30 protein-coding genes are annotated in these 24944 nt (G+C 37.5%); 24 read left to right on the forward strand and 6 right to left on the reverse strand.

Annotation, left to right across the window (positions count from 1 at the left end; all coding sequences use genetic code 11):
- Positions 1 to 158 precede the first annotated feature (158 nt).
- Entirely contained in the window at positions 159 to 1115 is a 957-nt protein-coding gene (locus ABES02_RS03225; protein WP_430130668.1) for a CAP domain-containing protein, read from the forward strand.
- Positions 1116 to 1152: 37 nt separating this feature from the next.
- Here ABES02_RS03225 and ABES02_RS03230 read toward each other — a convergent pair whose 3' ends face one another.
- Both ABES02_RS03230 and ABES02_RS03235 read right to left on the reverse strand, forming a co-directional pair.
- Positions 1153 to 1509: a hypothetical protein gene (locus tag ABES02_RS03230; RefSeq protein WP_430130671.1), complete on the reverse strand. Its 357-nt coding sequence runs from the start codon at positions 1507 to 1509 to the stop codon at positions 1153 to 1155.
- A 23-nt stretch (positions 1510 to 1532) separates the two neighbouring features.
- Complete coding sequence (locus tag ABES02_RS03235) at positions 1533 to 2015, reverse strand: PaaI family thioesterase (protein ID WP_430130674.1); 483 nt, start codon at positions 2013 to 2015, stop codon at positions 1533 to 1535.
- A gap of 149 nt (positions 2016 to 2164) precedes the next feature.
- On the opposite strand from ABES02_RS03235, the gene ABES02_RS03240 reads away from it, so the two are divergent.
- The 5 genes from ABES02_RS03240 (at position 2165) to ABES02_RS03260 (ending at position 4184) form a co-directional block, all read left to right on the forward strand.
- Positions 2165 to 2569: a YlbD family protein gene (locus tag ABES02_RS03240; protein WP_430130677.1), complete on the forward strand. Its 405-nt coding sequence runs from the start codon at positions 2165 to 2167 to the stop codon at positions 2567 to 2569.
- Between the two features lie 18 nt (positions 2570 to 2587).
- Positions 2588 to 2827: a YlbE-like family protein gene (locus ABES02_RS03245; protein WP_430130680.1), complete on the forward strand. Its 240-nt coding sequence runs from the start codon at positions 2588 to 2590 to the stop codon at positions 2825 to 2827.
- Between the two features lie 104 nt (positions 2828 to 2931).
- Complete coding sequence (locus ABES02_RS03250; protein ID WP_430130683.1) at positions 2932 to 3282, forward strand: hypothetical protein; 351 nt, start codon at positions 2932 to 2934, stop codon at positions 3280 to 3282.
- Positions 3283 to 3341: 59 nt separating this feature from the next.
- A complete protein-coding gene (locus ABES02_RS03255; RefSeq protein ID WP_430130685.1) occupies positions 3342 to 3779 on the forward strand; it encodes a YlbF family regulator in 438 nt (145 codons plus the stop codon).
- A gap of 129 nt (positions 3780 to 3908) precedes the next feature.
- The gene (locus tag ABES02_RS03260) at positions 3909 to 4184 is read left to right on the forward strand and encodes a YlbG family protein (protein ID WP_430130688.1); all 276 of its coding nucleotides are present in this window, start codon (positions 3909 to 3911) and stop codon (positions 4182 to 4184) included.
- Positions 4185 to 4216: 32 nt separating this feature from the next.
- Here the strand turns inward: ABES02_RS03260 and ABES02_RS03265 are convergent, their stop codons facing one another.
- Positions 4217 to 4606: a DUF7147 family protein gene (locus ABES02_RS03265; protein WP_430130691.1), complete on the reverse strand. Its 390-nt coding sequence runs from the start codon at positions 4604 to 4606 to the stop codon at positions 4217 to 4219.
- A gap of 393 nt (positions 4607 to 4999) precedes the next feature.
- Here ABES02_RS03265 and rsmD point away from each other — a divergent pair, with 393 nt between their 5' ends.
- On the forward strand, positions 5000 to 5560 hold the full coding sequence (gene rsmD, locus ABES02_RS03270; RefSeq protein ID WP_430130694.1) for a 16S rRNA (guanine(966)-N(2))-methyltransferase RsmD: 561 nt from the start codon (positions 5000 to 5002) through the stop codon (positions 5558 to 5560).
- 13 nt (positions 5561 to 5573) lie between these two features.
- Positions 5574 to 6056, forward strand: a complete 483-nt coding sequence (coaD, locus tag ABES02_RS03275; protein ID WP_430130697.1) for a pantetheine-phosphate adenylyltransferase — start codon at positions 5574 to 5576, stop codon at positions 6054 to 6056.
- A 39-nt stretch (positions 6057 to 6095) separates the two neighbouring features.
- On the opposite strand, the gene ylbJ is transcribed toward coaD, so the two are convergent.
- Positions 6096 to 7310, reverse strand: a complete 1215-nt coding sequence (gene ylbJ / locus ABES02_RS03280) for a sporulation integral membrane protein YlbJ (RefSeq protein WP_430130700.1) — start codon at positions 7308 to 7310, stop codon at positions 6096 to 6098.
- 204 nt (positions 7311 to 7514) lie between these two features.
- Here ylbJ and ABES02_RS03285 point away from each other — a divergent pair, with 204 nt between their 5' ends.
- On the forward strand, positions 7515 to 8294 hold the full coding sequence (locus ABES02_RS03285; RefSeq protein WP_430130703.1) for a patatin-like phospholipase family protein: 780 nt from the start codon (positions 7515 to 7517) through the stop codon (positions 8292 to 8294).
- Between the two features lie 7 nt (positions 8295 to 8301).
- The gene (locus ABES02_RS03290) at positions 8302 to 9321 is read left to right on the forward strand and encodes a SepM family pheromone-processing serine protease (RefSeq protein WP_430130706.1); all 1020 of its coding nucleotides are present in this window, start codon (positions 8302 to 8304) and stop codon (positions 9319 to 9321) included.
- Positions 9322 to 9754: 433 nt separating this feature from the next.
- Here the strand turns inward: ABES02_RS03290 and ABES02_RS03295 are convergent, their stop codons facing one another.
- Entirely contained in the window at positions 9755 to 10969 is a 1215-nt protein-coding gene (locus ABES02_RS03295; RefSeq protein ID WP_430130709.1) for a nucleotidyltransferase, read from the reverse strand.
- A 225-nt stretch (positions 10970 to 11194) separates the two neighbouring features.
- On the opposite strand from ABES02_RS03295, the gene ABES02_RS03300 reads away from it, so the two are divergent.
- From ABES02_RS03300 to ABES02_RS03315, 4 genes are all read left to right on the forward strand, one after another.
- Positions 11195 to 11719, forward strand: coding sequence for a YceD family protein (locus ABES02_RS03300; protein ID WP_430130712.1), 525 nt, complete (start codon positions 11195 to 11197; stop codon positions 11717 to 11719).
- 82 nt (positions 11720 to 11801) lie between these two features.
- Positions 11802 to 11975, forward strand: a complete 174-nt coding sequence (gene rpmF / locus ABES02_RS03305; protein WP_066318102.1) for a 50S ribosomal protein L32 — start codon at positions 11802 to 11804, stop codon at positions 11973 to 11975.
- An 87-nt stretch (positions 11976 to 12062) separates the two neighbouring features.
- On the forward strand, positions 12063 to 12821 hold the full coding sequence (locus ABES02_RS03310) for an enoyl-CoA hydratase/isomerase family protein (protein ID WP_430130715.1): 759 nt from the start codon (positions 12063 to 12065) through the stop codon (positions 12819 to 12821).
- Positions 12822 to 12905: 84 nt separating this feature from the next.
- Positions 12906 to 13535 (forward strand): RsfA family transcriptional regulator, encoded by a 630-nt coding sequence (locus tag ABES02_RS03315; protein WP_430130718.1) that lies wholly within the window; start codon positions 12906 to 12908, stop codon positions 13533 to 13535.
- A 28-nt stretch (positions 13536 to 13563) separates the two neighbouring features.
- Here ABES02_RS03315 and ABES02_RS03320 read toward each other — a convergent pair whose 3' ends face one another.
- Positions 13564 to 14034 (reverse strand): N-acetyltransferase, encoded by a 471-nt coding sequence (locus ABES02_RS03320; RefSeq protein WP_430130721.1) that lies wholly within the window; start codon positions 14032 to 14034, stop codon positions 13564 to 13566.
- Positions 14035 to 14273: 239 nt separating this feature from the next.
- On the opposite strand from ABES02_RS03320, the gene ABES02_RS03325 reads away from it, so the two are divergent.
- From ABES02_RS03325 to ABES02_RS03370, 10 genes are all read left to right on the forward strand, one after another.
- On the forward strand, positions 14274 to 15611 hold the full coding sequence (locus tag ABES02_RS03325) for an acetyl-CoA carboxylase biotin carboxylase subunit (RefSeq protein ID WP_430130724.1): 1338 nt from the start codon (positions 14274 to 14276) through the stop codon (positions 15609 to 15611).
- Between the two features lie 13 nt (positions 15612 to 15624).
- Positions 15625 to 15837 carry an acetyl-CoA carboxylase biotin carboxyl carrier protein subunit gene (locus tag ABES02_RS03330; protein WP_430130727.1) on the forward strand — a complete coding sequence of 71 codons (213 nt, stop codon included), beginning with the start codon at positions 15625 to 15627 and terminating at the stop codon, positions 15835 to 15837.
- Positions 15838 to 15857: 20 nt separating this feature from the next.
- Positions 15858 to 17399, forward strand: a complete 1542-nt coding sequence (locus ABES02_RS03335; RefSeq protein ID WP_430130730.1) for an acyl-CoA carboxylase subunit beta — start codon at positions 15858 to 15860, stop codon at positions 17397 to 17399.
- A gap of 96 nt (positions 17400 to 17495) precedes the next feature.
- A complete protein-coding gene (locus ABES02_RS03340) occupies positions 17496 to 18395 on the forward strand; it encodes a 2-dehydropantoate 2-reductase (protein WP_430130733.1) in 900 nt (299 codons plus the stop codon).
- Between the two features lie 2 nt (positions 18396 to 18397).
- Positions 18398 to 18793: a DUF3397 domain-containing protein gene (locus ABES02_RS03345; RefSeq protein ID WP_430130736.1), complete on the forward strand. Its 396-nt coding sequence runs from the start codon at positions 18398 to 18400 to the stop codon at positions 18791 to 18793.
- A 90-nt stretch (positions 18794 to 18883) separates the two neighbouring features.
- Entirely contained in the window at positions 18884 to 20518 is a 1635-nt protein-coding gene (bshC, locus tag ABES02_RS03350) for a bacillithiol biosynthesis cysteine-adding enzyme BshC (protein ID WP_430130738.1), read from the forward strand.
- A gap of 346 nt (positions 20519 to 20864) precedes the next feature.
- Entirely contained in the window at positions 20865 to 21296 is a 432-nt protein-coding gene (gene mraZ / locus ABES02_RS03355; RefSeq protein WP_430130741.1) for a division/cell wall cluster transcriptional repressor MraZ, read from the forward strand.
- A 65-nt stretch (positions 21297 to 21361) separates the two neighbouring features.
- Complete coding sequence (rsmH, locus tag ABES02_RS03360) at positions 21362 to 22294, forward strand: 16S rRNA (cytosine(1402)-N(4))-methyltransferase RsmH (protein ID WP_430130744.1); 933 nt, start codon at positions 21362 to 21364, stop codon at positions 22292 to 22294.
- A gap of 32 nt (positions 22295 to 22326) precedes the next feature.
- The gene (gene ftsL / locus ABES02_RS03365; protein WP_430130747.1) at positions 22327 to 22686 is read left to right on the forward strand and encodes a cell division protein FtsL; all 360 of its coding nucleotides are present in this window, start codon (positions 22327 to 22329) and stop codon (positions 22684 to 22686) included.
- Positions 22683 to 24923 (forward strand): penicillin-binding protein, encoded by a 2241-nt coding sequence (locus ABES02_RS03370; RefSeq protein ID WP_430130750.1) that lies wholly within the window; start codon positions 22683 to 22685, stop codon positions 24921 to 24923. Before ftsL ends, ABES02_RS03370 begins: the two co-directional genes overlap by 4 nt.
- The last annotated feature ends 21 nt before the right edge of the window (positions 24924 to 24944 follow it).

The raw sequence follows: 24944 nt of genomic DNA on the forward strand, positions 1-24944 counted from the left end.
ATATATGATAGAAAAAGGAATAGAGAGGGTGAAAGCCTCTGCGAGCACTGCTTAGAATCTTAATACTTTCCGCTGTTTTCTTGACGATTGGTTTCTATGCTAGTATAAACGATAAACCTAAAGATAGGGTTTTAATAAAGGAAGATCATACCTCGGAAATGAAACAATCTTCGTCACAGGAGAATCCAGATAACAAGCCCAGTAATAAAACCGCTTCTGAAAAACCTAAACAAGGATTGGCTTTATTTATTGGTAATGATATTTCTTCCCTTGAAAAAGAATTTGGTAAACCAGTTCGGATTGATGAATCATTGTATGGCTATCAATGGTATATATTTAATCAGGATAATAAGCATTACGTACAGGTTGGCGTTGAGGACCAACAAATTGTAACCATCTATGCTATTGGTGAAAATCTAGATGTCGCACCTTTTGAGATTGGACAACCTGTTGAGGAGATATTTAACACACAATTTATTGATACAAATATAAGTATTGACCTGAATGGGAACTCCTATCGTTTTGAATTAAATGACACTGATTTAAATCTCCGTCCCATTGTTCAGCTAGGTGATGTGTATGTTCAACTTTATATTGATAAGTTTACTGGAAACCTTTCTAGTGTCCGCTTTCTAAATGCAACCACCTTGATTAAGCAACGGCCCTACGAGCTGAGCTATCGCGGGCAATTAATTGAACCTCCTGTACCCGATGAAAATAAGATGAAATTAATTGAAAGTGGTACAGAACATGAGATATTTGATATAACCAATGTTTTACGTATAAGGCATAAATTAAAACCTTTGAAATGGGATGAACTAACGGCAGAGGTGGCCTTTGGTCATAGTAGAGATATGTCAGAGAATAATGATTTTTCCCATACATCCAAGAAATTTGGTGATCTTTCTAATCGATTAAAAACAGCCAAAGTTGCCTACCAATCTGCAGGTGAAAATATTGCAGCCAATTATACAGATGGTCCTGCCGTTGTAGAAGGCTGGCTTAATAGTAAAGGACATCGTGATGCTTTACTAAATAAAGACTTCACACATCTTGGGGTAGGTGTATATCAAAAATACTATACACAAAACTTCATTCAAAAGGTTGAACAATAAAGAAACAGAAAAGGTGGCAATGAAATTGCCACCTTTACTATTTAATTGCTTCAAAATAGCTAAATACAAATTTTGAGCCTTCCCAACTTCCAAAAACACGAATCATTTCCCCTTTATGAAAATTCATCATTTGAACATTTTCGGTAAGGGGAGTAATTTTTTTCGCTGTAACTAACCTGTCGATTGTTTGAAGTTGCAGAGTTTGAATAACTATGTATCTATGGTAATAAAAGCGCTGTTTCTCCTCTACAATACTTTTTACTTCTCCCGTTAGTACCGCCTCATGAGGAAAATTGCCTGCCGCGAGCCATTTTTTGTCGTGCTCTTTCATCTCTTTTCGAGTAAGCAAAAAAAAATAAAGGCAAATAATCGGGATTACAATGGCGGTCACCATTTTTAATCAAACTCCTGATGAAATTATTTTTTTATAATAAAAAACGTACCAGATGCATAAGCGACTTTCTTTCCATCGCTTCGATAGGCTTCCCCAGAGATGACAAAAGTTTTTGTACCTTGATGAACGATTTCCGCCCTGCAGCGAAGTTGATCCCCAATGCCAGGAGCAGTGTAATGGATATTAAGTTGATTAGTGACTGCACCATAGCCTTCTGGAAGCAGATAATTAGCCAATGTCCCCATCGCTGTGTCAAGAACAGTTGCAGTGATCCCGCCATGAACGATATTTAAGTTATTATGAATTGCTGAATTAAGCGGAATGGTAATTTCACAAGAATGATTATCCAATTTTTTCTCCATATGGAGAAGCCCGTCAATATAGGTACTGTTTTTACGATTAATTTTTCTTTGAACCCCTTCTATCATGAAGGAAAGGGCTTCTAAGTCCTCTTTCGAACCTGTTTCGATGCAGGTTTCTAAAAGTTGACGCAGCTCATCTTTCATACTTTTACCTCTTTCATTATTTTTTTCTTTAGTCATCTTACCACTTACTGTCATATTAATAAATATTTTCACCTTGATAAGAGGTTTCACATTTTAAATTATTTTTCATATTGTATTAGTGGCGATGAGAATGGGCAGAGGTGAGAAATATGACGCAAAAAGAATTGCACCCATCTGTATTAAAATTTAAAGAATTCGTAAAAAATAATCCAACTATTATTCAAGAGGTAAGGAAAGGAAAGGCAACCTGGCAGGAGTTATACGAGGACTGGTATTTATTGGGTGAAGAAGATGAACGGTGGGAATCACATGGAGTAGAAAGAAGTTCAGAACCTGAAGCAAGTGCTGATTCCAAGGGAGATTGGATGTCCAGTATTATCGGAATGGTCAAGAAAATGGATCCAAATCAAATGCAAAATCATATTAATAACCTAAGTCAGGCACTTGGTGCTATTCAAGGTGTTATTTCACAATTCCAAGGAACGAATTCTTCAGGTGGAACAGCAAAGTCTCAAGAAGGACCAAAACACCCCTTTTCATTTAGAAAAGATTAGAGGAAGTGACTATCAATTATGCGCCGAGAGGTCTTAGAGTATTTAGGAAATCAAAAGGATCTTAAACAATTTGTCAGAGAACAACCACAATGGTATCGCAAACTTTCAAGGAATCCATACGAACTGCAATCACTCGAGGTTGCTTCGTTACACTATTATAAAAAGACAATACCTGACCAAGTTGAAAAGTTTTCAAATAGCGTACAAATGGCTTCGATGATGTATCATATGTTCCAAGCAATGAAAAATCAAAATTAACATAAGTCCACATGAAAAAGGATGTGGCCTTTTTTTATTTTAACTTAGAGAGACTAAAAATTATCAAGGAGGCGAAAAATACTGGAAAGAAGGAGTGATAGGTTTTGAAAAGGTTTCTTCCATTTGGCCTCATAATGTTGATGATAATTTTTATTTGTGGGTTCACTTCAAAAGAATTTCCAACGTTCTCTGTACAGCACCACATAAATGGAAATCAGGTTATGGTTGAATGTGTCGTCACAGGGATTAGTTTTCGGGAATTGGACCATAAAAAAGATAAAGTCGGTAAATTGGTGCTCTGGGTAGATGGGGAAAAGAATCAAGAAGTCAAAACTGCGGCATTTATAATAAAAGATCTTTCACCAGGCAGCCATAAATTAAAACTTGAAGTCGTTAAATTAAATAATGAACCATACGGCTTAGCCGAGGAATTTGTGGTAAATATCCCTAAATAAACGGAAATTTTCGCTTTCTCTAAGCTTTCGTGGTAAAATGGCTTTGGAGGTGAGCATAAGTGCTTGCTACTTTAGAAAGAATTGAATTATTGGAACAGGCGAATCATCTAGCTAAAATGGTGTTAGAGTCTGATATCGCAGAACACTATCAGATTTGTTTATATAAAATGCAATCTAATAAGGAAACACAGCGGAAAATAAACCAATTTGTTGGATTAAAAGAGCTTTATGAAGAAGTTCAACGGTTTGGCAAATACCACCCTGACTACAAAAGAGTAATGACTCAAATAAGGGAATATAAAAGGGAAATGGATTTAGACCCGCTCGTAGCAGACTTTAAGTTAGCAGAAAATGATTTGCAAGGTCTTTTAGATGAAATTAGCATGTTAATTGGCGGTGCAGTGTCTGAACATATAAAAGTACCAACTGGCAACCCGTTTTTTGATTCCGGCCATGGCAGCGGCTGCGGTGGTGGAGGAAGCTGTGGTTGTGGTTGAAAAAACAGCTTCACTGAAAGCTGTTTTTTCATTTATATTCTTAAAGGTTTTGAAAAGTTTGAATTGAAATATAATGTTTTGGTATGCTAGACTTATTTATAATGATGGTTTTGTTGAAGGGGAAAAAATATGTTTGTTCAAAGACAAGGATTAGTAGTTTGGCTTTACTCTTTAAAACAAGCTAAAATGCTTAGGCGCTTTGGAAATGTACATTACGTTTCAAAGAAACTTAAATATGTTGTCCTTTACTGTAATCAAGATGAAGTAGATGGAATCATGGAAAAGTTAAATTCTTTTTCATTTGTAAAAAGAGTAGAACCTTCTTATAAACCATTTTTAAAAATGGAATACGAGAATTCAGCACCAGATAAAGCTAAAGAATATGATTATAAAATGGGCATTTAAAAAGGTGGGGCTATCTTAAGCCTCACCTTTTCTTATTGGAGTGGAGCGATATAATGATTCAATCTTAAAATCCCAATTAGATACTGATAAAATAACTCTTTTTCATGAAAAAGAGTAGAAGCCTTTACCGAAAGCTCAAAAATGGGCTTGTCCAGTTCCTTGGCTGTTTGGGCAAATAGTTCATAGCGTTTGTTTGGTATATAATTGGGATTTGGAATCCCCTCACGACAAATATAAAGTCCCTGAAATTTACCTGGGTCCGTGGGTTTTAGACCTACGACTAATGAGGAAACTTCCTTATTTTCAATTTTGGTGTGTAAGACCATCATTAAATGCAAGCGGTGCTGATTCGCTTTTGCAAGCTCGATAAGTTCATATAAATCAGAATATCCCTCACCTAATTCTATAAAACGTTGTATCAAGTAAAACTCTCCTTTAAAATGTTAATCATCAATACTTTACCACTTGTAGTCTTTTTTTGAAATAGAATAAAAAAAACCCTGCAGAAAAATTCTACAGGGTCCTTCTACATCCTATCAATAGGATAGAAGGCAAAGGGAGAGGAGAAACCGGAGGAAGAACTTATGGGGAAACGTAAGTCTTCTCCGCGGTTGGCAACAACATCCTCGAATTGATGTTGTTAATAACATTATTTCCAACACCAAAAAGCTTATACGTATTTTTTTATAAAATTTCTATTCGGATTAAAACTATGGTAGGATATTAGAAAAGCGGAAGCGCCTCGAGCCCCTAGGCGCTGTAGCTGGACAGTAATCAAAGTTAAAGCTAATTTTGAATAAAATGTGGTGATAGTTGTGAGAGTTGTTTCAGGTGTATGTAAAGGAAGGCCTTTAAAAGCTGTTTCCGGCAGCTCAACAAGACCGACTACCGATAAGGTCAAAGAGGCCATTTTTAATATGATTGGTCCTTATTTTGAAGGCGGGCTGGGCTTGGATCTTTTTGCCGGAAGCGGTGGTTTGGGCTTGGAAGCGCTTAGTAGAGGATTAGATAAGGTTATTTTTATTGATCGGGAGTCAAAAGCAATACAGGTTATTCATGAAAATATTAAAGCCTGCCAATTTGAAGAAAAAGCTGAGGTCTATCGAAATGATGCAGACAGGGCTTTGAAAGCTCTAATAAAAAGAGAAATCAGCTTTAATTATATATTTTTAGATCCACCGTATAAAAAACAGCAGCTGGTCAGTTTAATGGAAAAAATGGATGAACAGGAAATAGTCAAAACGGATGGAATTATTGTTTGTGAACATAGTTTTGACGTAGAATTACCTCAAATGGTTGGACGTTTTAAGCAAATTAAACATGAAAAATATGGGATTATTGCAGTGACGATTTATTCAAAAATTGATGAAGTGTAGAGGGGGAGTCATTTTGGCTAGTATTGCCGTTTGTCCAGGAAGTTTTGATCCAATTACATATGGTCATTTAGATATTATTCGCAGAGGTGCTAAAGTTTTCGATCAAGTTTATGTGGTGGTATTAAACAACTTAGCAAAGCAACCTCTATTTTCTGTGGAGGAACGAATTAGTCTCATTCGAGAAGTGACAAAAGATATACCAAATGTAAAAGTAGATGTTTTTTCGGGCTTGCTGATGGACTACGCTAAAAGTGTAAACGCAAATGCCATTCTACGCGGCCTGAGAGCTGTTTCTGACTTTGAGTATGAGATGCAAATCACTTCAATGAATAGGGTACTGAATGAAGATATAGAAACCTTTTTTATCATGACCAACAATCAATATTCTTTCTTGAGTTCTAGTATTGTTAAAGAAGTAGCTAAGTATAATGGAAAGATTTCAGAACTTGTACCGCCAATTGTTGAAAAAGAATTGCAAAAAAAATTTAATGGGTAATTAAAAAAGGAGCTAGGCCTTGGCCTGGCTCTTTAATTATTAGTTATTCCTTAATCTGAAAACTAATATTATCACATACACTAATAGCGAAAAGATTGTAATGATTGGACCTATTTCGATTAATTGATGGTAAAAATGACCTGTCCAGGTTCCGTCACCAAAAAAACCAACAGGCAGAGCGTTAGAGGGTTGTTCGCTATTGTTAAAACGAACATAAACGGGTTTCCAAAGGATTAGAGCAAACAGACTAGCGAACATGCCTTGAAGGATTCTAGCCAAAAAAAATGGCTTAAATCTGATATCAGTTTGGGCAAGAATACTGGCAACCTGTGCCTGCACACTAAAGCCGCTAAATCCAAGAATGAAGCTTGTAATCATGGCCTTTTGCAAAAGCGTTGACTCATTGACAAGGCTTGTAAGTTGACTTCCTGATGTGATTTCAAATAGTCCTGAGATAAAAGGTATACTTAACATTTCCGGGAATGACAAAGACGAGAGTAGAAGTTCAACTGTTTTTGCCAGTATCGCTGTTATATGTAAATGATAAAGCAGTTTATTTACCACGGAAAATAAAATTATGAAACCGCCCACCATTAGAAGCGTTTGAATCGAAGAATTTACAGCATCCCCGAGAAGTTTACCGATTGGCCTATTATCTTTTAATCTAGTTTGATGCAGGGCGGAAAGAGCTGACCTAATTTTGGATTTTTTCTGCTTCTTCGAATCATCCTCTGGGGTTTCATTTCCATAAAAGCGCATGATAATTCCAACACATATATTTCCTAAATAATGAGCCAGGGCAAGCAAAATTCCTAAATGGGTATTATGAAAGAAGCCAATAGAAACAGCCCCAAAGATAAATAATGGGTTCGATGAATTTGTGAAAGAAACAAGTCTTTCTGCTTCAATTTGTGTTAGCTGTCCTTCTTGGCGTAACCTAGCGGTAAATTTTGCTCCTGCAGGGAAACCTGAGGCCATACCCATAGCCCAGACAAATCCTCCTACTCCAGGCACCTTAAAAAGAGGTCTCATAAGGGGCTCCAGCAATACCCCAATGAATTTTACAACGCCGAAGCCGATCAACATTTCGGAAACTATGAAAAATGGCAAAAGGGAAGGAAAGACAATTTCCCACCACATATTAAGTCCGCGGATTGAGGCATCAAACGATTCTTGTGGGAAAGAAATAAGTGATGCGGCTAATATAGTAACCGAAATAGATAAAATGATTGTTTTTAGTTTCGAACGAAACAATGGAGTTGTCCTCCTCCCCAGAGGTTTTTTATACTTACTGTCCAATATGTGATTTCAATGATAAAATAGGAATAATTCCTTCTTGAATGCCTTGTCCTCATATAACACAAATATACTCATAGAACATTAATTTAGACCATAAGATTGAACGAGTTTCGATTTAATCGTTATTGTCATTATTTGATTTTTTGGGAGGTAGCGAACATGGAGCACCCTAAAATTGGCTTGGCACTTGGTTCAGGTGGTGCCCGTGGTTTTGCTCATTTAGGTGTCATTATCGCCTTAAAAGAAGCTGGAATTCCGATTCATTTGATTGCTGGCAGCAGTATGGGGGCTCTTGTCGCTAGTTTTTATGGTGCTGGTCTTGATTTAGAACGGTTATATAAATTATCAACCGCATTTAAAAGGAAGTACTTTTTGGATTTTATTGTACCTAAAATGGGGTTAATCTCTGGTAAGAAAGTAAAAGAATTTATTCGGTTATTTACTCATGGGAAAAACATTGAGGATTTAACAATACCCGTTGGTATAGTGGCAACTGATTTATTGACAGGTGAAAAGGTTGTTTTTAAGTCAGGGCCTGTTGCCGAAGCAGTTAGAGCCAGTATTTCCATACCAGGGATCTTCGTACCTGAAAAATACAATGGCAGGATTCTTGTCGATGGGGGTGTATCTGACCGAGTCCCAGTTTCTGTTGCTAAAGAAATGGGGGCAGATATCGTCATTGCAGTTGATGTTTCGAGAGTTAAACGTAACGCTGAAATTTCCTCGATTTACGACGTTATCATGCAAAGCATTGATATTATGCAAGCTGAAATTCTTAATAGTAGGGAGATAGCGGCTAACATAATGATACGACCGCCAGTTGAGATTTTTAGCTCTCGAGCGTTCACCAACGTCGAAGAAATTATTAAATTGGGTGAAGAAGAAACAAAAAAACATTTGCAGCAAATTAAAGCTGAAATTGAACAATGGAAGGGGTGAATATTGCATGCGTAAAAAATTATCTATTGGATCTTTCTTATTGCTTATTTTTATTTTAATTGGCGGTATGTATTATTCATTGCCTTATTATGTATCGAAGCCGGGGATGGCTAAAGAACTTGCTCCGATTATAACGGTTGAAAATGGATATAAGGACGAAGGAAACTTTATGCTGACAACGGTTAGGATGGGCAGAGCAAATATTTACTCTTATTTGGAAGCAAAGATCAGAAAATATGAGGAAATTTATCCTGTGGATTTGATTTTAAATAAAAAAGAAACAGAAGAAGAATACAATGCAAGGCAGCTTCATTTAATGGCCGGATCGAAGCTGAATGCCATTGAAGTGGCATATCGGCATGCTGGATTGCCAGTAGATTACAATTATAAAGGAATTTATGTCATGCAAGTTCTGCCTGGTATGCCGGCGGAGGGAAAACTTCAAGCCGGTGACCGGATATTTAAAGTGGATGGGCACGAATTCTCATCTTCAGAAAAATTTATTAACTATGTTGGATATAAAAAGGCTGGAGAAAAAATTACGGTTACTTTTCTTCGTAACAAAGAGACGAAAACAGCTAACGTAAATTTGCAGCCTTTTAAAGAGGACCCTAAAAAGATAGGAATTGGAATATCCCTAGTGGACGATAAAGAAATAAAAGTTGACCCGAAAGTAAAAGTTAGAACTGATGAAATTGGCGGACCATCTGCAGGACTTATGTTTTCATTGGAAATATATAATCAATTAACAAAAGATGACCTAACGAAAGGGTACCAAATAGCTGGAACCGGAACGATTGATGTTGATGGAACGGTCGGACCAATTGGTGGAATTGAACAAAAAATTGTTGCTGCAGACAAGGCGGGAGCAGAAATCTTTTTAGCTCCAAATGAAAAAGGAATTAAGGGTTCCAACTACAAAGCGGCGGTGAAAACTGCTCATGAAATTCATACGAAAATGAAAATAGTCCCAATTGATACGTTTGATGATGCTGTTAGTTACTTAGAAAAGCTTCCAGAAAAGTAAAAAAAAGATGGTGCAAGCCATCTTTTTTTTATGTTCTGCTTAAAAACTAGGTTTACCCTTTGTACGTGACCTTAATCCTCTTATCCTGCCGGTTTGGGTCACGTAGACCGAGTCTATGTGACCCAATTCCTCATATCATCTCATTTTCGGTCACGTAGACCCTGTTTATGTTACTCAAATCCTCACTTCATTTCAGTTTCGGTCACGTAGACCCCTTCATGTTACTCAAATCCTCATATCATCTCAGTTTAGGTAACGAAAAACATGTCTACGTGACCCGAATCCTCTTTTCAACCCTGTCTCAGTGTTTCATTTACCGAAGACGCCCACATTTTCGATTTTGGGTAAATGCACCGCACTTTCCTTTACCGAAGAAGCTCTCATTTTCGTTTTTCGGCCAATGAACACACTTTTTTATATTATTAACAAAGCCTTAATTAATAAAGATTGGTGTCTCTTTATATTCTTGAAGTAATAGCGCGTGATTAATGTTAATTCTAATTCCCAATGAATATATTCGGGCTGCTTTAATATCACTAAAAATGTTTTTCTCTTTATAGGAAGATAGTTTGGAAACAAGCGGCAGGCTAAACTGTTTTTTCATCTTATTTAGATACTCTTTACCAGTGGATGTCATACCTAAAAGTCGTAAATAATCTGCTTTTTCAGGAAGTCCAGCCATATCCGATTTGCAGGTATTGGTTAAAATATGTATGCATAGTCTTTGCAGTCTTGTCCATGTATATCGTTTTGTTTTGATCTTTTGCATGAAGTCCTGAAAATTATCAGACTCTAATGCTGCCGCAATCAATCGATTTTCCAGCCCTTCTTCGACTTCGTAAATTTCTCTAAGTTGTTCAGGAGTGCATTGAATAAGCCGAAATTGCAGATAGTTCCAATAACTTTCCCAATGATGAAACATACCAAATTTTTGTATGTATTCGATTAATAAGTGCTTAGTTGGAATGGGTATAAATTGGCTGATGTCTATATTATTGTCGTCACCAGCAAAGATTGCCTTTCTTATGCTTGTAGCACTAGCAATCGTTTCAGAAGCAAAATGTTCATCATGATAATCGGCATTTTTTCTTTGCACCGTCAATGGCTTAATCGAACTTTTTTGTTTATGGATGGCTTTTATGTATTGAAATCCAAGAATATTATTGGGCTTTGCTAAATCTAAAAACTTTTCTGAATCAGATAAATGCTGAAATGCCAATGCCATTGCCTTTGGATAACTGACGCCAGTATGGATGAACTGTTTTATATTTTCGTCATATGATTTTTGATTTTCTTCTAGGAAATGAATGGTCTGCAGAAACGAAGAAATATCCCCACTTTCACTTCCAAAACATAACGATTCGCAGCCTGCAGCATCTAAAATGGAAACGGCACCATTTGCAAAGGTTTCTGCCTTTTGCACAGCAAAACGGTAGGGAAGTTCAAAGACGAGATCAACTCCATTTAATAGCGCCATTCGTGTACGGTACCATTTTGAAACAAGAGCAGGTTCCCCTCTTTGCAAAAAGTTTCCGCTCATCACCGCTATCACAACATCCGCACCGGCTGCTTCCTTTGCAGCCTGTAAATGATAGGCATGCCCGTTATGAAAAGGATTGTATTCGACAATTAAGCCAACAGCTTTCATTTGCTTTCTCCTTGTTTTGAAAATAAAATTATTATCATTATAGCAAATTGATAAGGAAATCAATCAAATATTATGATAAGATGTTCAAGACGTTTGTAAAAAGCGCTAATGGATACAATAGTAAAGGAATTCTTTTAAAAATCACCTGACGAGGTGTAAAGAAAAAACATTGACAAAAATATTATCGAAGGCTATAATTACCTTTGTTGCCTTGGGGTGATTCATTTGAAATGGACATTAAGTCAATTACAAAAATATCGAAACAAGGAATTTCTAATTGATGATATCATTCGAGTTGATGAGATTAAGGAGACGGATCCATCAATTCGAGAAGTGTCTCCGATGCATATTACGGGTCGGGGTGATATTGATTCAACGAAAGTAACCTTCCATTTAAAAATAGTTGGTTATCTAATCCTTCCTTGTTCTCGTACTTTAGTTGATGTAAAACTTCCGATTAATGTCGAAACAACTGAAACGTTCCTCTTGCAAGGTTCAGAATATGAAACTGAAGAGGAATCACATCAAGTAAAGGGTGATATGATTGACTTAAAACCAGTCATTCGAGAAATCCTGTTACTTGAGGTTCCAATGCAAGTTTTTTGCGAAGATTTTGATAGTGAAAAAGCTGCCCCGCAATCCGGCAAGGATTGGGAAGTTATTCACGAAGAAGTCGGGTCGAATAGGATTGATCCTCGACTCGCAGGACTTGCCAAGTTTTTTGACGAAAACAAATCTTCCGATTCATAATCGGCAAAAAAAGAAGCAAAGTGAAGAACCAGCATTCCTGGCCTTCATTACTTTCTTATAACTCTTTAAGGAGGTGGGAAGAATGGCTGTACCTTTTAGAAGAACTTCTAAAACTGCAAAAAGAAAGCGTCGTACTCATTTTAAATTAAACGTACCTGGTATGGTAGCTTGCCCAAACTGTGGTGAAATGAAACTTGCTCACCGCGTATGTAAAGCTTGCGGAACATACAAAGGAAAAGATGTAGTAAACGACTAAGTTTCTACTTAGATAAAGCACAAGGAGCATTATGCCCTTGTGCTTTTGTCATTTCTGGCTATATCTAAATGAAAGGACGAGGTAGATTTGTCATACATAATCGAAAAACGAGAAAAGGGATATTTATTATTTACGATTGCAAGAAGTGAAAAAAGAAATGCGATCAATTATGAAGTAATGGAAGGGCTGAGCGAGGCAATAAAAATATCCCAACAAGCTGATATGAAGGCTCTTGTTATCACTGGTACAGGTGAGAAAGCATTTTGCTCAGGCGGTGACTTGTCAGTTTTTCATGCTCTTCATACGAAAGAGGAAGCTTATCCAATGCTTTCCAAAATGGCAAAAATTCTATTTTCGCTGCTAACCTTACCCATTCCGACAATTGCCCTAATGAATGGGACTACGGTAGGAGGAGGGTGTGAGCTGGCAGCTGCTTGTGATTTTCGTTTAGCCCGTAAAGGTATTAAAGCGGGCTTTGTTCAAGGGAACCAAGCAATTACGACCGGCTGGGGTGGAGGGTCCATCCTTGCAGAAAAGCTTCCCGCCTCCTTTGCTATGAAGTTATTAATGGAAGCAGAACTACAATCAGCCGAATATCTAAAAGATGGTGGTTTTGTAGATTTACTTTACGAAAATGATTCTCATGCAGCTTGTGAGGCCTTCTTAGAAAAGCTATTAGCTAAAGATGGAAGTGTATTGCAATCGTATAAAAGAATTTGGCTGCGGAAGTGGGAGGCATCTATGCTTTATGAAAGAATAGAGGAAGAAGTTAGAAATTGTTCCTTCCTTTGGGAAAGTGATGCTCATCTTGACTATGTGAAAACATTTATAAGAAAAAATTCATAAATAAAAGTAAATCAGCACGCATGTTAAGTCTATCTTTTCTAGTAGATGCATATGTATTATAAAAACACTAGGAGGGATATTCTGATGTCACCAACTCGACAAGATGCGTGGTCTCAGGACGAGGATTTGTTACTCGCAGAAGTAGTGTTAAGACATATCCGCGAAGGAGGTACACAGCTGCAAGCATTTGAAGAAGTTGGAAAACAGCTGACAAGGACCTCAGCAGCATGTGGCTTCCGTTGGAACTCGTTTGTAAGAAAGCAATATAAATCAGGAATTGAGCTTGCTAAGAAACAGAGAAAAGAGTTAAAAAAACAAGCAGTCGAAAGTGAAGGGGAACCAATTCAAGAACAAATTGAAGTGGAAATGGGATCATCACCGTCTACCAGCGACCAAGTTGGTACTCTTACCTTTCCTGCCGTCCTTCATTATTTAGAAAGTCTCCATAAAAAAGTGGAGGATTCGTCCGCCATTGCAGAGGATAGAAATAAATCTATCGAAAAGATCAAAGAGTTGGAGAAGAAAACTTACTATTTGGCTGCGGAGAATGAAAGACTGACAAAAAACTTGAAAGCTATTGAAGAAGATTACCGTTCGTTAATTGAAATTATGGAAAGAGCTCGTAAAATGGTCGTATTACAAGATGAAGACCGTCAGCAAAAAGTAAAATTTCAAATGGACAAAAACGGTAATCTCGAAAGGATAGAAAAGTAGAAAAGCGGACTTCACCAGTCCGCTTTTTTTAAAGTTGTGCTTCGACACCCTCAGGATACCATACTAATGGATTTTCCCCTCGGTCACGCTCCATATCATATTCTACATTTTTGAAGTTCATTTTTTCCCAAAATCCGCTTGATTTCACCCTTGGATTTGTCTTTATTGGCAGCCCAAAGCTTTTGGCAAACTCAACAAGTAGTTTTCCATAACCCTTACTTTGATATTCAGGTAGTACCTCTAGCTTCCATAATTCTAAATAATTCTGCGGTGGATAAAAATAGCGGTCAAATTTTGCATCAATTTGATATAAGCTCATACGCGCTACTAGTTTGTCTCCAAAATATACACCGTAAAAGGGTGAGTCACTATCATTATCAACCATATTGGCTTCAAGATCTTCAAGCATCGATAATTCTTGTATCCCATATTCCTTAAACTTTTTAAATTCTTCAAGCGTTTTAAAATTAACTTTTAATTTTTCCACTTTTGCTCTCATTGTCAAACCTCCTAATAATGATAACCTTCTATTTGTATATATTCATTTTATCGTGAATAATTATGAAGGGTAATAATTTTTGCATTTTTCAAAATGAATTAATATCATTATATAACAAAAAACAAAAAATTTCTTCTAAGAAACTTTAGAAACCGTTTTCAAAATTTGCAGGAAATTCGGAGAAAGATGTAGAAACATATTATTTGGAGGAAGAAAAGGGGTATGAAAGGGGAAATAAAGTGCAAAAAATTTTAATTGCCAATAGGGGAGAAATTGCTCTACGAATTATAAAAACATGCCATGAGATGGGAATTGAAACAATCGCGATCTATTCAGAGGCTGATAAGGATATGCCATTTGTAAAAGCGGCTACCAAAGCGGTATGGGTTGGAGAACCACCAGTAAACAAATCCTACTTACAGGCAGATAAAATATTAGAAATCGCCAGAAGTGAAAAAGTAGACGCAATCCATCCAGGGTATGGCTTTTTGTCTGAAAATGCCAGGTTTGCAGAACAAGCTATTAATGAAGGTATAATTTTTATTGGTCCGAAGCCAAAGACGATTGAATTAATGGGGGATAAAATTGTTTCCCGTCAAACGATGGAAAAGGCAGGAGTTCCTGTCGTACCAGGGAGTGGCTTTGGCTTAAAGTCGATTGAAGAGGCAAGTAAACTGGCTGAAGAAATCGGCTATCCTGTTATGCTTAAGGCAAGCAGTGGCGGCGGTGGAATTGGCATGGTGCTTTGTGAAAATGAGCAAGCGCTCATTAAGTCATATGATTCGACAAAATCAAGAGCCTTGGCCTATTTCGGTTCTGATGAAGTTTTTATAGAAAAATATATTGCAGAGAGCCGACATGTCGAGGTGCAGGTGTTTGGAGACGATGCAGGTAACATTGTTCATCTTTTTGAAAGAGACTGTTCCATCCAAAGAAGGCACCAAAAGGTTGTAGAGGAATCACCTTCTCCCTTCCTTTCAGAAGAGGTTCGCCAAAAAATGTTCGAAACAGCTCTAAAAGCTGCCCGGGCCGTGGACTATGTCAATGCAGGAACAATTGAATTTATTGTTGATGAGAAGGAGAACTTCTACTTTCTCGAAATGAATACACGACTGCAGGTAGAGCATCCGGTTACCGAAATGATCACAGGACTTGATTTGGTTAAATGGCAAATTCTTATCGCTAGAGGTGAGACGATACCATTATTACAAGCGGAAATTAACTCGTCAGGAAATGCAATTGAATTCCGTTTGTATGCTGAAGACCCTGTTCGCTTTTTACCTTCACCTGGAAAAATTACTACATTAAATTGGAATCAAACGGAAAGCGTGAGAATTGATGCAGGGTACGAAGAAGGTGGTTCAGTAACCCCATTTTACGATCCAATGATTGCAAAATGTATTTTCCATGGAGATACCCGTCAAGCAGCATTAGCATCTGCGGAAACCTTTTTTAGAAATGTACAAATTGAAGGGATTAAAACAAATGCCCCGTTATTCTTGAATATTCTAACAAATAACGATTTTCAAAATGGGGTATATACAACCAGCTTTTTATCCAAAAAATTAGTCAAATAAGGAGTGTTATAGAATGAAAGAAATCACAGCATCAATGGCAGGTACAGTATTAAATATTTTTGTGGCAGCAGGGGATCAAGTAAACGCAGGCCAGGAAGTATTAATGCTCGAATCGATGAAAATGGAAATCCCGATTGAAAGTGAAACAGCGGGGGCGGTACAGGAATTGAAGGTAAACATCGGTGACTTTGTTAATGAAGGCGATGTTTTACTTGTTCTAGAATAGTGTTATGAGGGGGAACTGATATGGCATCAATGAATACGTTAACAGATCTATTAAATGAGAATAGAAAACTCATTGAAGCAGGCGGCCATCCAAAATATCATGAGAAAGCCAAAGAGCAGAAAAAGCTTTTTGTACGCGATCGCCTTGCGTTATTGTTTGATGAAGGAAAGTATGAAGAAGATGGTAAGTTCGCCAATTTTAAAGCAGGTGATCTCCCAGCTGATGGTGTTGTAACAGCGATGGGTAAAATTAATGGCCAAACGGTTTGTGTTATGGCTAATGATTCTACCATCAAAGCGGGATCATGGGGAGCACGTACAGTTGAAAAAATAATTCGTATACAAGAAGTCGCAGAGAAATTAAAGGTTCCACTTCTCTATCTTGTTGATTCTGCTGGGGCTCGAATTACCGATCAATTAGAAATGTTTCCGAACCGCCGCGGGGCTGGAAGGATTTTTTATAACCAAGTGAAACTTTCCGGGATGATTCCACAAGTTTGTATTTTATTTGGACCTTCAGCCGCTGGCGGAGCTTATATCCCAGCCTTTTGCGATATTGTCATCATGGTTGATCAAAATGCTTCCATGTACCTTGGCTCACCTAGGATGGCAGAAAAAGTTATCGGTGAAAAGGTAACACTTGAGGAAATGGGCGGTGCCCGCATGCACTGTTCAGTAAGCGGTTGTGGCGATGTCCTTGCCTTCAGTGAAGAAGAAGCAATTGAATCTGCTAAAAAATATCTCAGTTATTTTCCGGCTAGCTTCAAAGAAAAAACAAAATTGGTGAATGGAATTGCTGTAAAAGAAGGCCGTGAACTTGAAGCGATTATTCCGGAAAATCAAAATGCCCCATTCGATATGTACGAGTGTATTGATAGACTAGTTGATAATGCTAGCTTTTACGAGATTAAAAAATTGTTTGCGCCTGAACTCATTACGGGATTAGCAAGAATCGACGGAAGAGCAGTAGGAATTATTGCCAATCAGCCGAAAGTAAAAGGCGGAGTGTTATTTGTTGATTCCGCTGATAAAGCCGCAAAATTTATTCAACTTTGCGATGCTTTCCATATTCCGTTATTATTCCTAGCAGATGTGCCAGGTTTCATGATTGGAACTAAGGTTGAACGTGCAGGCATTATTCGCCATGGTGCAAAATTAATTGCGGCCATGAGCTCAGCCACTGTTCCTAAAATTTCGGTCATTGTTCGTAAAGCATATGGTGCCGGATTATATGCTATGGCGGGTCCTGCCTTTGAACCGGATTGTTGTATTGCGCTGCCAACAGCGCAAATTGCCGTCATGGGTCCTGAAGCAGCCGTTAATGCTGTTTATTCGAATAAGATAAATGAAATTACTGATCCAAAAGAAAGAATCGCTTACGTTCAAGAAAAACAAAAAGAATATAAAGAGCATATCGACATATATAAGCTTGCTTCCGAGATGATTGTCGATGAAATTGTGGCACCAGCAGAATTAAGAAATGCACTTATTGAACGCTTTGCTTTTTACGAAACAAAAGAATTAAACTTTAGTGTACGAAAGCACCCCGTTTATCCGGTATAAAAATCTAAAACCCTTTTCGATCATCATCGAAAAGGGTTTATTTTATCATAAAATCATACTAAAATTGGATAAAGAAGATAAAAAAGAGGGGTTCGCATGAAAGTTGGAATTATTGGGGCCGGCTCAATTGGATTATTATTTGCAGCCTACTTAAGTAAGCGTTTTGATGTTGAAATATACACTAGAACACCTGAACAATCATTTGAAATAAATAAATTTGGTATTTGTGTTCAAAAAGGATCTGAACGCACAATATCGGTGGTTAAAGCCTATCCAATTTCTGAGTGGAGAGGTTTAGAGGATTTTACCATTATTACCGTAAAACAATATCAACTTAAAGAGATTATTATGCACAATAATAAGTTAGCTTCCATGCCTAAAAATCTATTATTCCTACAGAATGGGATGGGCCACTTAAAGTTGCTAGATAATATTCGCGCACATAACACTTATGTGGGCTCCATTGAGCATGGGGCATTAAGAGAGAATCCCTATACAGTTAGTCATAATGGTGAAGGTATTACAAATGTTGCGGTATTTAACGGAAATTCACAACCGTTAATTCAATTTATAGCTTTCGCACCTAAAGATTTTCCTATCATCTTGAAAGAGAATTACTATGAGATGCTAGTAAATAAATTAATGATAAACGTGGTGATCAATCCATTAACAGCGATTCTTCGAGTGAAGAATGGAGAATTAGTCCAAAATCATTTTTATTTTCAAGCTTTGAAAAACCTTTTTTCCGAAGCTAGCTCCATATTAAAAATTGAAAACAAAGAATTTTATTTTGACCAAATCCTAAATATTTGCAGGTCAACTGCAGAGAATCGCTCCTCTATGCTAAAAGATATTGAAGCAGGAAGACTTACAGAAGTTGACGCTATCTTAGGCTATATATTGGAGGAAGCGAAAAGACAAAAAAGAAGTGCTCCTCAAATAGAAAATTTATTTTTTTTGATTAAAGGGAAAGAACGGGAACAAGGGGGAGTATAATTTTGAGTAGCATCATTTCGACGGTATTAACGTTTTTCATTAGTTTGCCATTCTTCGGATTTTTGTTTACGCTGTTCATATTTAAACTGGTTACGAAAAATACACGTAAATCCGTACATAGGGCGTTAGATTATACAACCATTTTTTTCATCTTCTCCGTGCATTTTTTAATCATTACTATCTGGGGAAAATCACTATTTTGGTTAATAATACTAATAATGATTGTTTTTGCAATGGTTTTTGTCATTGTACATTGGAAAGTGAAGGAAGAAATTGTCCTCAAGAAGGTATTAAAGGGTTTTTGGCGTTTTAATTTTATTTTCTTTATCATAATTTATATCACCCTGACCCTTTATGGTTTAATACATCGTGCTGTAACTTTTACCTTTTCCTCCTAAAATATTGGAGCAAATGTTTTTTTTTATTAGGGTGGGTAGTGGTATACTCGAAAAAGAATGAATTTGGGTGATCAGAAAGGAAGTACATGAATGGAGATTTTAAATCTCTCTTTACCAGCAACCAATCGCTTTGCTTCTAATTATTTGGAACAATCTGCTGCTATTCAGCCTTTTTTCCATTATCGATATAATGATTTAAGCGATGACGAAAAAAGAGTTGCTGAATTAAGAATCAGGACATTCCCGCGCTTGGAGGTTGCTGAACATATTGAGAGCTTTATGGAGCGTTTTCCATCTTCAAAAGCTGTTAAAAGTTCGATTGAGAAGCTAAGACAAAGTGAAAGCGTAGTTGTAATTGGAGGCCAGCAAGCTGGTATCCTTACAGGACCGCTTTATTCGATACATAAAGTGATTTCAATTATAAAATTGGCGGAGCAAAAGGAAAGGCAGCTTGGCGTTCCGGTTATTCCAGTTTTTTGGATTGCCGGTGAAGACCATGATTTTCAAGAAGTAAACCATGTGTTTGTTCCAGTAAAGCAAAAAGTAGATAAATGGGTATACCCTGAAAAAGTTCTTCAAAAAAAGATGGTGTCGGATATCCAGTTAAATCGGGACCTTTGTCTATCATGGGTGAAAAATTTAATTGAAAATTTCGGAGAAACAGACCATAGTAATCATCTTTTAGCTTTTGCCGAAGAAAAAATTAGTAAATCTACAACATTTGTCGACTTCTTTGCTTTTATCATTATGGAGATGTTTAAGGATTCTGGACTATTAATCGTCGATTCAGGCGACAAAGATTTCCGCCGTTTGCAGAAAGAATTCTTAAAAGATCAGATTGTTCATCATGACTCAATCACTTTCTCCTTACTCGAACAGCAAAAAGAGATTGAGAAAAATGGGTTCCCGATTACCATTGATGCAGGCGAACAAAACGCTAATCTGTTTTATTATGATCAAAAGAAGAATGAACGTATTTTATTGGAATATGATCGTATTGATGACCGGTTTGTGGGGAAAAGTGGTGGCGTTTCTTTTTCAAGAGAGGAATTAGTGGAGCTTGCGGAAGAGAATCCGGCAACATTAAGCAATAATGTGGTGACTAGACCCCTTATGCAAGAATGGCTTTTTCCGACACTTGCGTTCATTGCCGGGCCAGGTGAAATTTCCTATTGGGCAGAATTGAAGCTTGTTTTTGAGTATTTTAAAATTAAAATGCCACCTATTGTCCCAAGGTTAAATATTACCTTTTTAGATCGTTCCATTGAAACGGATTTAATGGAGTTAAATGTAAATATCGAGGATGCTCTTAAGCGTGGTACAGCTAAGGAGAGAGAACAATTCTTATCCTCAATTAAAGACAAAGAAATGGACGAATTATTTTTACAGGCAAAAGAACAGCTAGTAAGTCAGTATCGGCTAATAGAAGAGAAAACCTTGGAGTTGGATCGAGGCCTTTTGCCACTTTTAAAGAAGAATGAAAGTTATTTACTGAAAGAAATAGGTTTTATGCAAACTAGATTGGATGAAGCGGTTAAATTGAAGCATGAAGTCAATCTTAATAAATTTACTCGAGTTGATTTTGCTATAAGGCCGGATGGTTACCCACAAGAAAGAGTTTGGAATATCTTTTATTATTTAAATCGATATGGACTGAACTTTATTAATGATATCATGACATGCTCGTTTGAATTTGATGGAACACATAAGGTAATTAAAATATGAAAAACTTCACTTTATTGTGGAGTTTTTCTTTTTTTTGTGGCTCTGTTAGATAGGCTGTTGATTTCCACTCCAGGCGCTCAGCAAACCCGCTGGCGTGCCGGGGGGCCTCCTCGGCGCTTTGCGCCTGTGGGGTCTCCCCAGCCCCGTACTCCCGCAGGAGTCGAGCGCCTTCCGCTCCAATCATCAGTACATAAAAATACAAGAATATTGTTTATCAGAGACTTTTTTGTAAAAAAAATCACAGTGTTAAAAGGATTTTTATGATATAAAGACGAATTGTAAAAAAATAAGTGGTGGAAAGTGGGGGAATGTGGTACATTTTTAATAGAAAGTGGGGGTAATGGGTATGTTCATGGGTGAATACCATCACAGCATTGATAATAAAGGCCGTATGATTGTGCCCTCCAAATTCCGTGATGAACTAGGTGAAATGTTTATCATCACAAGAGGTTTGGATCAATGTTTGTTTGGTTACCCATTATCAGAGTGGGAGCTGATAGAAGAAAAGCTAAAAGGCTTACCTCTGACCAAAAAAGATGCCCGTGCTTTTACTAGATTCTTCTTTTCAGGTGCTACAGAAAGTGAACTGGACAAGCAAGGAAGAATCAATATCCCTGCACCACTTTTGCAATATGCAAAGCTGGAAAAAGAATGTGTGATTTTGGGTGTTTCCAATCGAATTGAAATTTGGAGCAAGCAGATTTGGGAAGACTATTTTACAGAGTCAGAAGAATCTTTTGCGGAAATTGCAGAAAATATGATTGGCTTTGATATATAATGGATAAGTTATATTAATATATTTTCTGTCTAGATTATCGTTTGATTGGAAAAGGTGGTACGAATATGTTTAAACATACAACTGTGTTATTAGAGGAAGCCGTTAATGGCCTAAACATTAAGCCAAATGGTATTTATGTTGATTGTACATTGGGTGGGGCCGGACATAGCTCACTTATTCTTTCAAGACTTGGAGAATATGGCAGGCTGTTTGCATTTGACCAGGATGAGACTGCAATAGCAAATGCTAAAGAGAGGTTAACCGAATACAAGGATCAACTAACCATTATTAAAAGCAATTTCTTATTTTTACAAGAAGAACTGTTAAAACAAGGAATCGAAAAAGTAGATGGAGTTCTTTATGACTTAGGAGTGTCCTCTCCACAGCTGGATACACCAGAAAGAGGCTTTAGCTACCATCACGATGCCCCGTTAGATATGAGGATGGACAATGAAGCGGATATTTCAGCTTACGATGTGATTAATCATTGGTCCTATGAAGACTTAGTCCGCATCTTTTTTCGTTATGGTGAGGAGAAATTCTCCAAGCAAATTGCGCGGAAAATAGAAGCGGCTAGACTAGTTAAACCAATTGAAACAACGGCTGAGTTAGTTGAACTGATTAAGGAAGCGATCCCTGCTCCTGCCAGAAGAAAAGGCGGACACCCTGCCAAACGAGTTTTTCAGGCAGTGAGGATTGCTGTTAATGATGAATTGGCTGTTTTTGAGAAATCACTAAACCAAGCGATTGAATTGTTAAACCCAGAAGGTCGAATAAGTGTGATTACTTTTCACTCCCTAGAGGACAGGATTTGCAAGGCTGCCTTTAAAAAGGCAAGTGAAACCCCTGATTTACCTCATGGCCTACCAATTATTCCGGAAGAGTACAAGCCAATTTTAAAGTTAATTACCCGTAAGCCGACTATTCCATCCGAAGAAGAATTAGAACAAAACAATCGTGCACGTTCTGCAAAACTTAGAATTGCGGAAAAACTATAAAAAATAAGAAAAAATAATCCGGAGGGGAAAGAATGAGTAATCTTGCCAGGAATTTTGAGCAACAGCAGCGAGTAGAACAAAAAAGCCAAGACAGGAGCCAAGTAAAAATTAAAAAATCCTGGCTTACTCCAGGGGAAAAAATTATTGGGGTAGCTTTTGCTGGATTGATGTGTTTCGGTGCCGTCCACCTGATTTCAAACCAAGCTAAAATTTATGAAGTGAATAAGGATATTCAAAATGTCCAGACAAAGGTAGACGAACAACAAAAAGTTAACAGAGATTTACAGGATCAAGTCAGTGAATTAAGTTCATATGAACGGATTTTTGAAAAGGCTAAGAAAATGGGTCTATTAATAAATGAAAATGACGTCAAGGTTGTGCAGGAGAAATGAACAAGAAACAGCCATATATGAATTTAGGAGCAGCCTGCTTATTTGGATTATTCGGCCTGCTCTTTTTTGTATTACTTATCAGGTATTTCACCATTCAAATTACTGGCGAAGTTGGAGGGCAGGCCCTCGCGGCTAAAGCAGAGCAAAAATATAGCCGAAATGGAGTCTTACAAGCCTCAAGAGGAACTATTTTTGATCGCAACGGAGAGGTTGTGGCTGAAGATACTGCAGCCTATACCTTAATTGCTGTTTTGGATAAGAGGATGACAACGAATCCTAAAGAACCTCATCATGTAAAGGACCCGAGTTTTACAGCTAAAGAGCTTGCTAAGTACATTAAAATGGATGAATCCGAGATTTATAAGATCTTAACCGATGGGATGAAAAAGAAAAGATTTCAAGTGGAGTTTGGACGGGCAGGAAGAGATATTTCGCATGAAACTAAGATAAAAATCGAAGCCTTAAAGCTTCCTGGGATTACTTTTACCCGTGATTCGAAACGCTTTTATCCTAACGGTGTTTTTGCTTCACATCTAGTCGGTTATGCGGATCGTATCGAGCAGAAGGATGGAACCTATAAATCAATAGGAAAAATGGGGATTGAAAAGGCTTTTAACAAAGATTTAACAGGTAAGAATGGTGAAATCAATTATGAAAGTGATTTGTGGGGATATTTACTCCCTGACGGCAATGAAAAAATCAAGGCCGCCCAGAATGGAAATGATATTTATTTAACCATTGATCAAAAGATCCAAACCTTTTTAGAAGATGCGATGAATAAAGTGGTAAAGGATTATAAACCGAAAAAAATTATTGCTATTGTTGCTGACCCGAAGACCGGTGAGATTTTAGCAATGGGACAACGTCCATCCTTCCATCCGAGAACGAAAGAAGGAATTGATGAGGGATGGCATAATGAAGCTGTCGAAACCTCATTCGAGCCTGGATCGACGATGAAAATTTTTACACTTGCTGCAGCTGTCCAGGAAAATGTTTTTAATCCAAATGAACTCTATAAGTCTGGTTCTTATCAGGTAACCAATAAGGATAAGGCCATCCATGATCATAATGGATCAGGTTGGGGAACAATCTCATACCTCGAAGGTGTCCAGCGTTCATCAAATGTTGCCTTTGCAAAAATTGCCAAGGAAAAATTGGGTTTTGAAAGATTCAGAGAATATTTAACCAAATTTGGCTTTGATAAACCAACGGGTATTGAATTACCGGATGAAACTTCAGGGAAAATTCAATTTACTTATCCAATTGAAAAGATCACAACAGCCTATGGACAGGGCACAGCCATCACGCCGATTCAACAAATTCAAGCCGCTACAGCGATAGCAAATGGCGGGAAAATGATGAAGCCACATGTCGTTGAAAAAGTTGTCGATCATAATACGGGAGAAATAATCAAAGATGGATCTCCGGAAGTAGTTGGAACACCGATTTCGGCAGAAACCGCAAAAAAGGTTCGTGACATTCTCGAAACAGTTGTAACATCTCCGAAGGGTACAGGTGTTCGTTATAAAATAGATGGCTATAGTGTTGCAGGGAAAACAGGAACTGCTAATATCCCAGGCCCTGATGGGAAATATTTAAAGGGCGCGGACAATTATATGTTCTCATTTCTCGGGATGGCACCAAAAGACGACCCGAAGCTGATTGTCTATGTGGCTGTTCAACAACCAGATCTTGATGGAACCGGCCAAGGGGCACTTCCTGTATCAGCAATTTTTAACCCGGTTATGAAAAATAGTTTGCATTATTTGAATATCCAGCCATCAACAATAGAAAAAACGACAGTCAATAAACTAACAAATCTAAAGGGACAGTCAGTAGATGAAACTGTAAAATTGCTTAAGGCTCAGGGCTTAGAAACCGTTGTCTTAGGAAAGGGAAATGAAGTGATCGGTCAGATGCCAGAGGCAGGGACCTCCATTTTAGAGGGTGAGAAAATCATTTTACAAACGGACGGTCAGTTACTTGCGCCAGATTTAACAGGCTGGTCTCTCAGAGATGTCATGAAAATAGCTAACATTTCCGGATTAAAACTAAATTCTAAAGGCAAAGGTTATGTCAATCAGCAAAATATCAAACCTAAGACACCTTTAAATAAGGGAGATTTCCTTATTGTCGATTTAAAAACTCCTGAAGAACAATGGAAAAATGAGACCGGCACTAAGAAAGATGTGAAAGGAACACAAGAGGAAAAACCAGAAGAAAAAGTTAAAGATTAACGAAGAATCCCGCTGAATGAA

This window comes from Neobacillus pocheonensis (assembly GCF_050477905.1).
GTDB lineage: Bacteria > Bacillota > Bacilli > Bacillales > Cytobacillaceae > Neobacillus > Neobacillus pocheonensis_A.

Excerpts from the sequence above, each read along its gene's own strand:
- ABES02_RS03230 (WP_430130671.1), bottom strand. The coding sequence starts at position 1,509 with ATGGTGACCGCCATTGTAATCCCGATTATTTGCCTTTATTTTTTTTTG.
- ABES02_RS03235 (WP_430130674.1), bottom strand. The coding sequence starts at position 2,015 with ATGAAAGATGAGCTGCGTCAACTTTTAGAAACCTGCATCGAAACAGGT.
- ABES02_RS03340 (WP_430130733.1), top strand. The coding sequence starts at position 17,496 with ATGAAAGTTGGAATTATTGGGGCCGGCTCAATTGGATTATTATTTGCA.
- ABES02_RS03295 (WP_430130709.1), bottom strand. The coding sequence starts at position 10,969 with ATGAAAGCTGTTGGCTTAATTGTCGAATACAATCCTTTTCATAACGGG.
- ABES02_RS03290 (WP_430130706.1), top strand. The coding sequence starts at position 8,302 with ATGCGTAAAAAATTATCTATTGGATCTTTCTTATTGCTTATTTTTATT.
- ABES02_RS03320 (WP_430130721.1), bottom strand. The coding sequence starts at position 14,034 with ATGAGAGCAAAAGTGGAAAAATTAAAAGTTAATTTTAAAACGCTTGAA.
- bshC (WP_430130738.1), top strand. The coding sequence starts at position 18,884 with ATGGAGATTTTAAATCTCTCTTTACCAGCAACCAATCGCTTTGCTTCT.
- ftsL (WP_430130747.1), top strand. The coding sequence starts at position 22,327 with ATGAGTAATCTTGCCAGGAATTTTGAGCAACAGCAGCGAGTAGAACAA.
- ABES02_RS03335 (WP_430130730.1), top strand. The coding sequence starts at position 15,858 with ATGGCATCAATGAATACGTTAACAGATCTATTAAATGAGAATAGAAAA.
- ABES02_RS03285 (WP_430130703.1), top strand. The coding sequence starts at position 7,515 with ATGGAGCACCCTAAAATTGGCTTGGCACTTGGTTCAGGTGGTGCCCGT.
- ABES02_RS03225 (WP_430130668.1), top strand. The coding sequence starts at position 159 with ATGAAACAATCTTCGTCACAGGAGAATCCAGATAACAAGCCCAGTAAT.
- rpmF (WP_066318102.1), top strand. The coding sequence starts at position 11,802 with ATGGCTGTACCTTTTAGAAGAACTTCTAAAACTGCAAAAAGAAAGCGT.
- ABES02_RS03260 (WP_430130688.1), top strand. The coding sequence starts at position 3,909 with ATGTTTGTTCAAAGACAAGGATTAGTAGTTTGGCTTTACTCTTTAAAA.
- ABES02_RS03330 (WP_430130727.1), top strand. The coding sequence starts at position 15,625 with ATGAAAGAAATCACAGCATCAATGGCAGGTACAGTATTAAATATTTTT.
- rsmH (WP_430130744.1), top strand. The coding sequence starts at position 21,362 with ATGTTTAAACATACAACTGTGTTATTAGAGGAAGCCGTTAATGGCCTA.
- ABES02_RS03245 (WP_430130680.1), top strand. The coding sequence starts at position 2,588 with ATGCGCCGAGAGGTCTTAGAGTATTTAGGAAATCAAAAGGATCTTAAA.
- ABES02_RS03240 (WP_430130677.1), top strand. The coding sequence starts at position 2,165 with ATGACGCAAAAAGAATTGCACCCATCTGTATTAAAATTTAAAGAATTC.
- mraZ (WP_430130741.1), top strand. The coding sequence starts at position 20,865 with ATGTTCATGGGTGAATACCATCACAGCATTGATAATAAAGGCCGTATG.
- ABES02_RS03315 (WP_430130718.1), top strand. The coding sequence starts at position 12,906 with ATGTCACCAACTCGACAAGATGCGTGGTCTCAGGACGAGGATTTGTTA.
- ABES02_RS03370 (WP_430130750.1), top strand. The coding sequence starts at position 22,683 with ATGAACAAGAAACAGCCATATATGAATTTAGGAGCAGCCTGCTTATTT.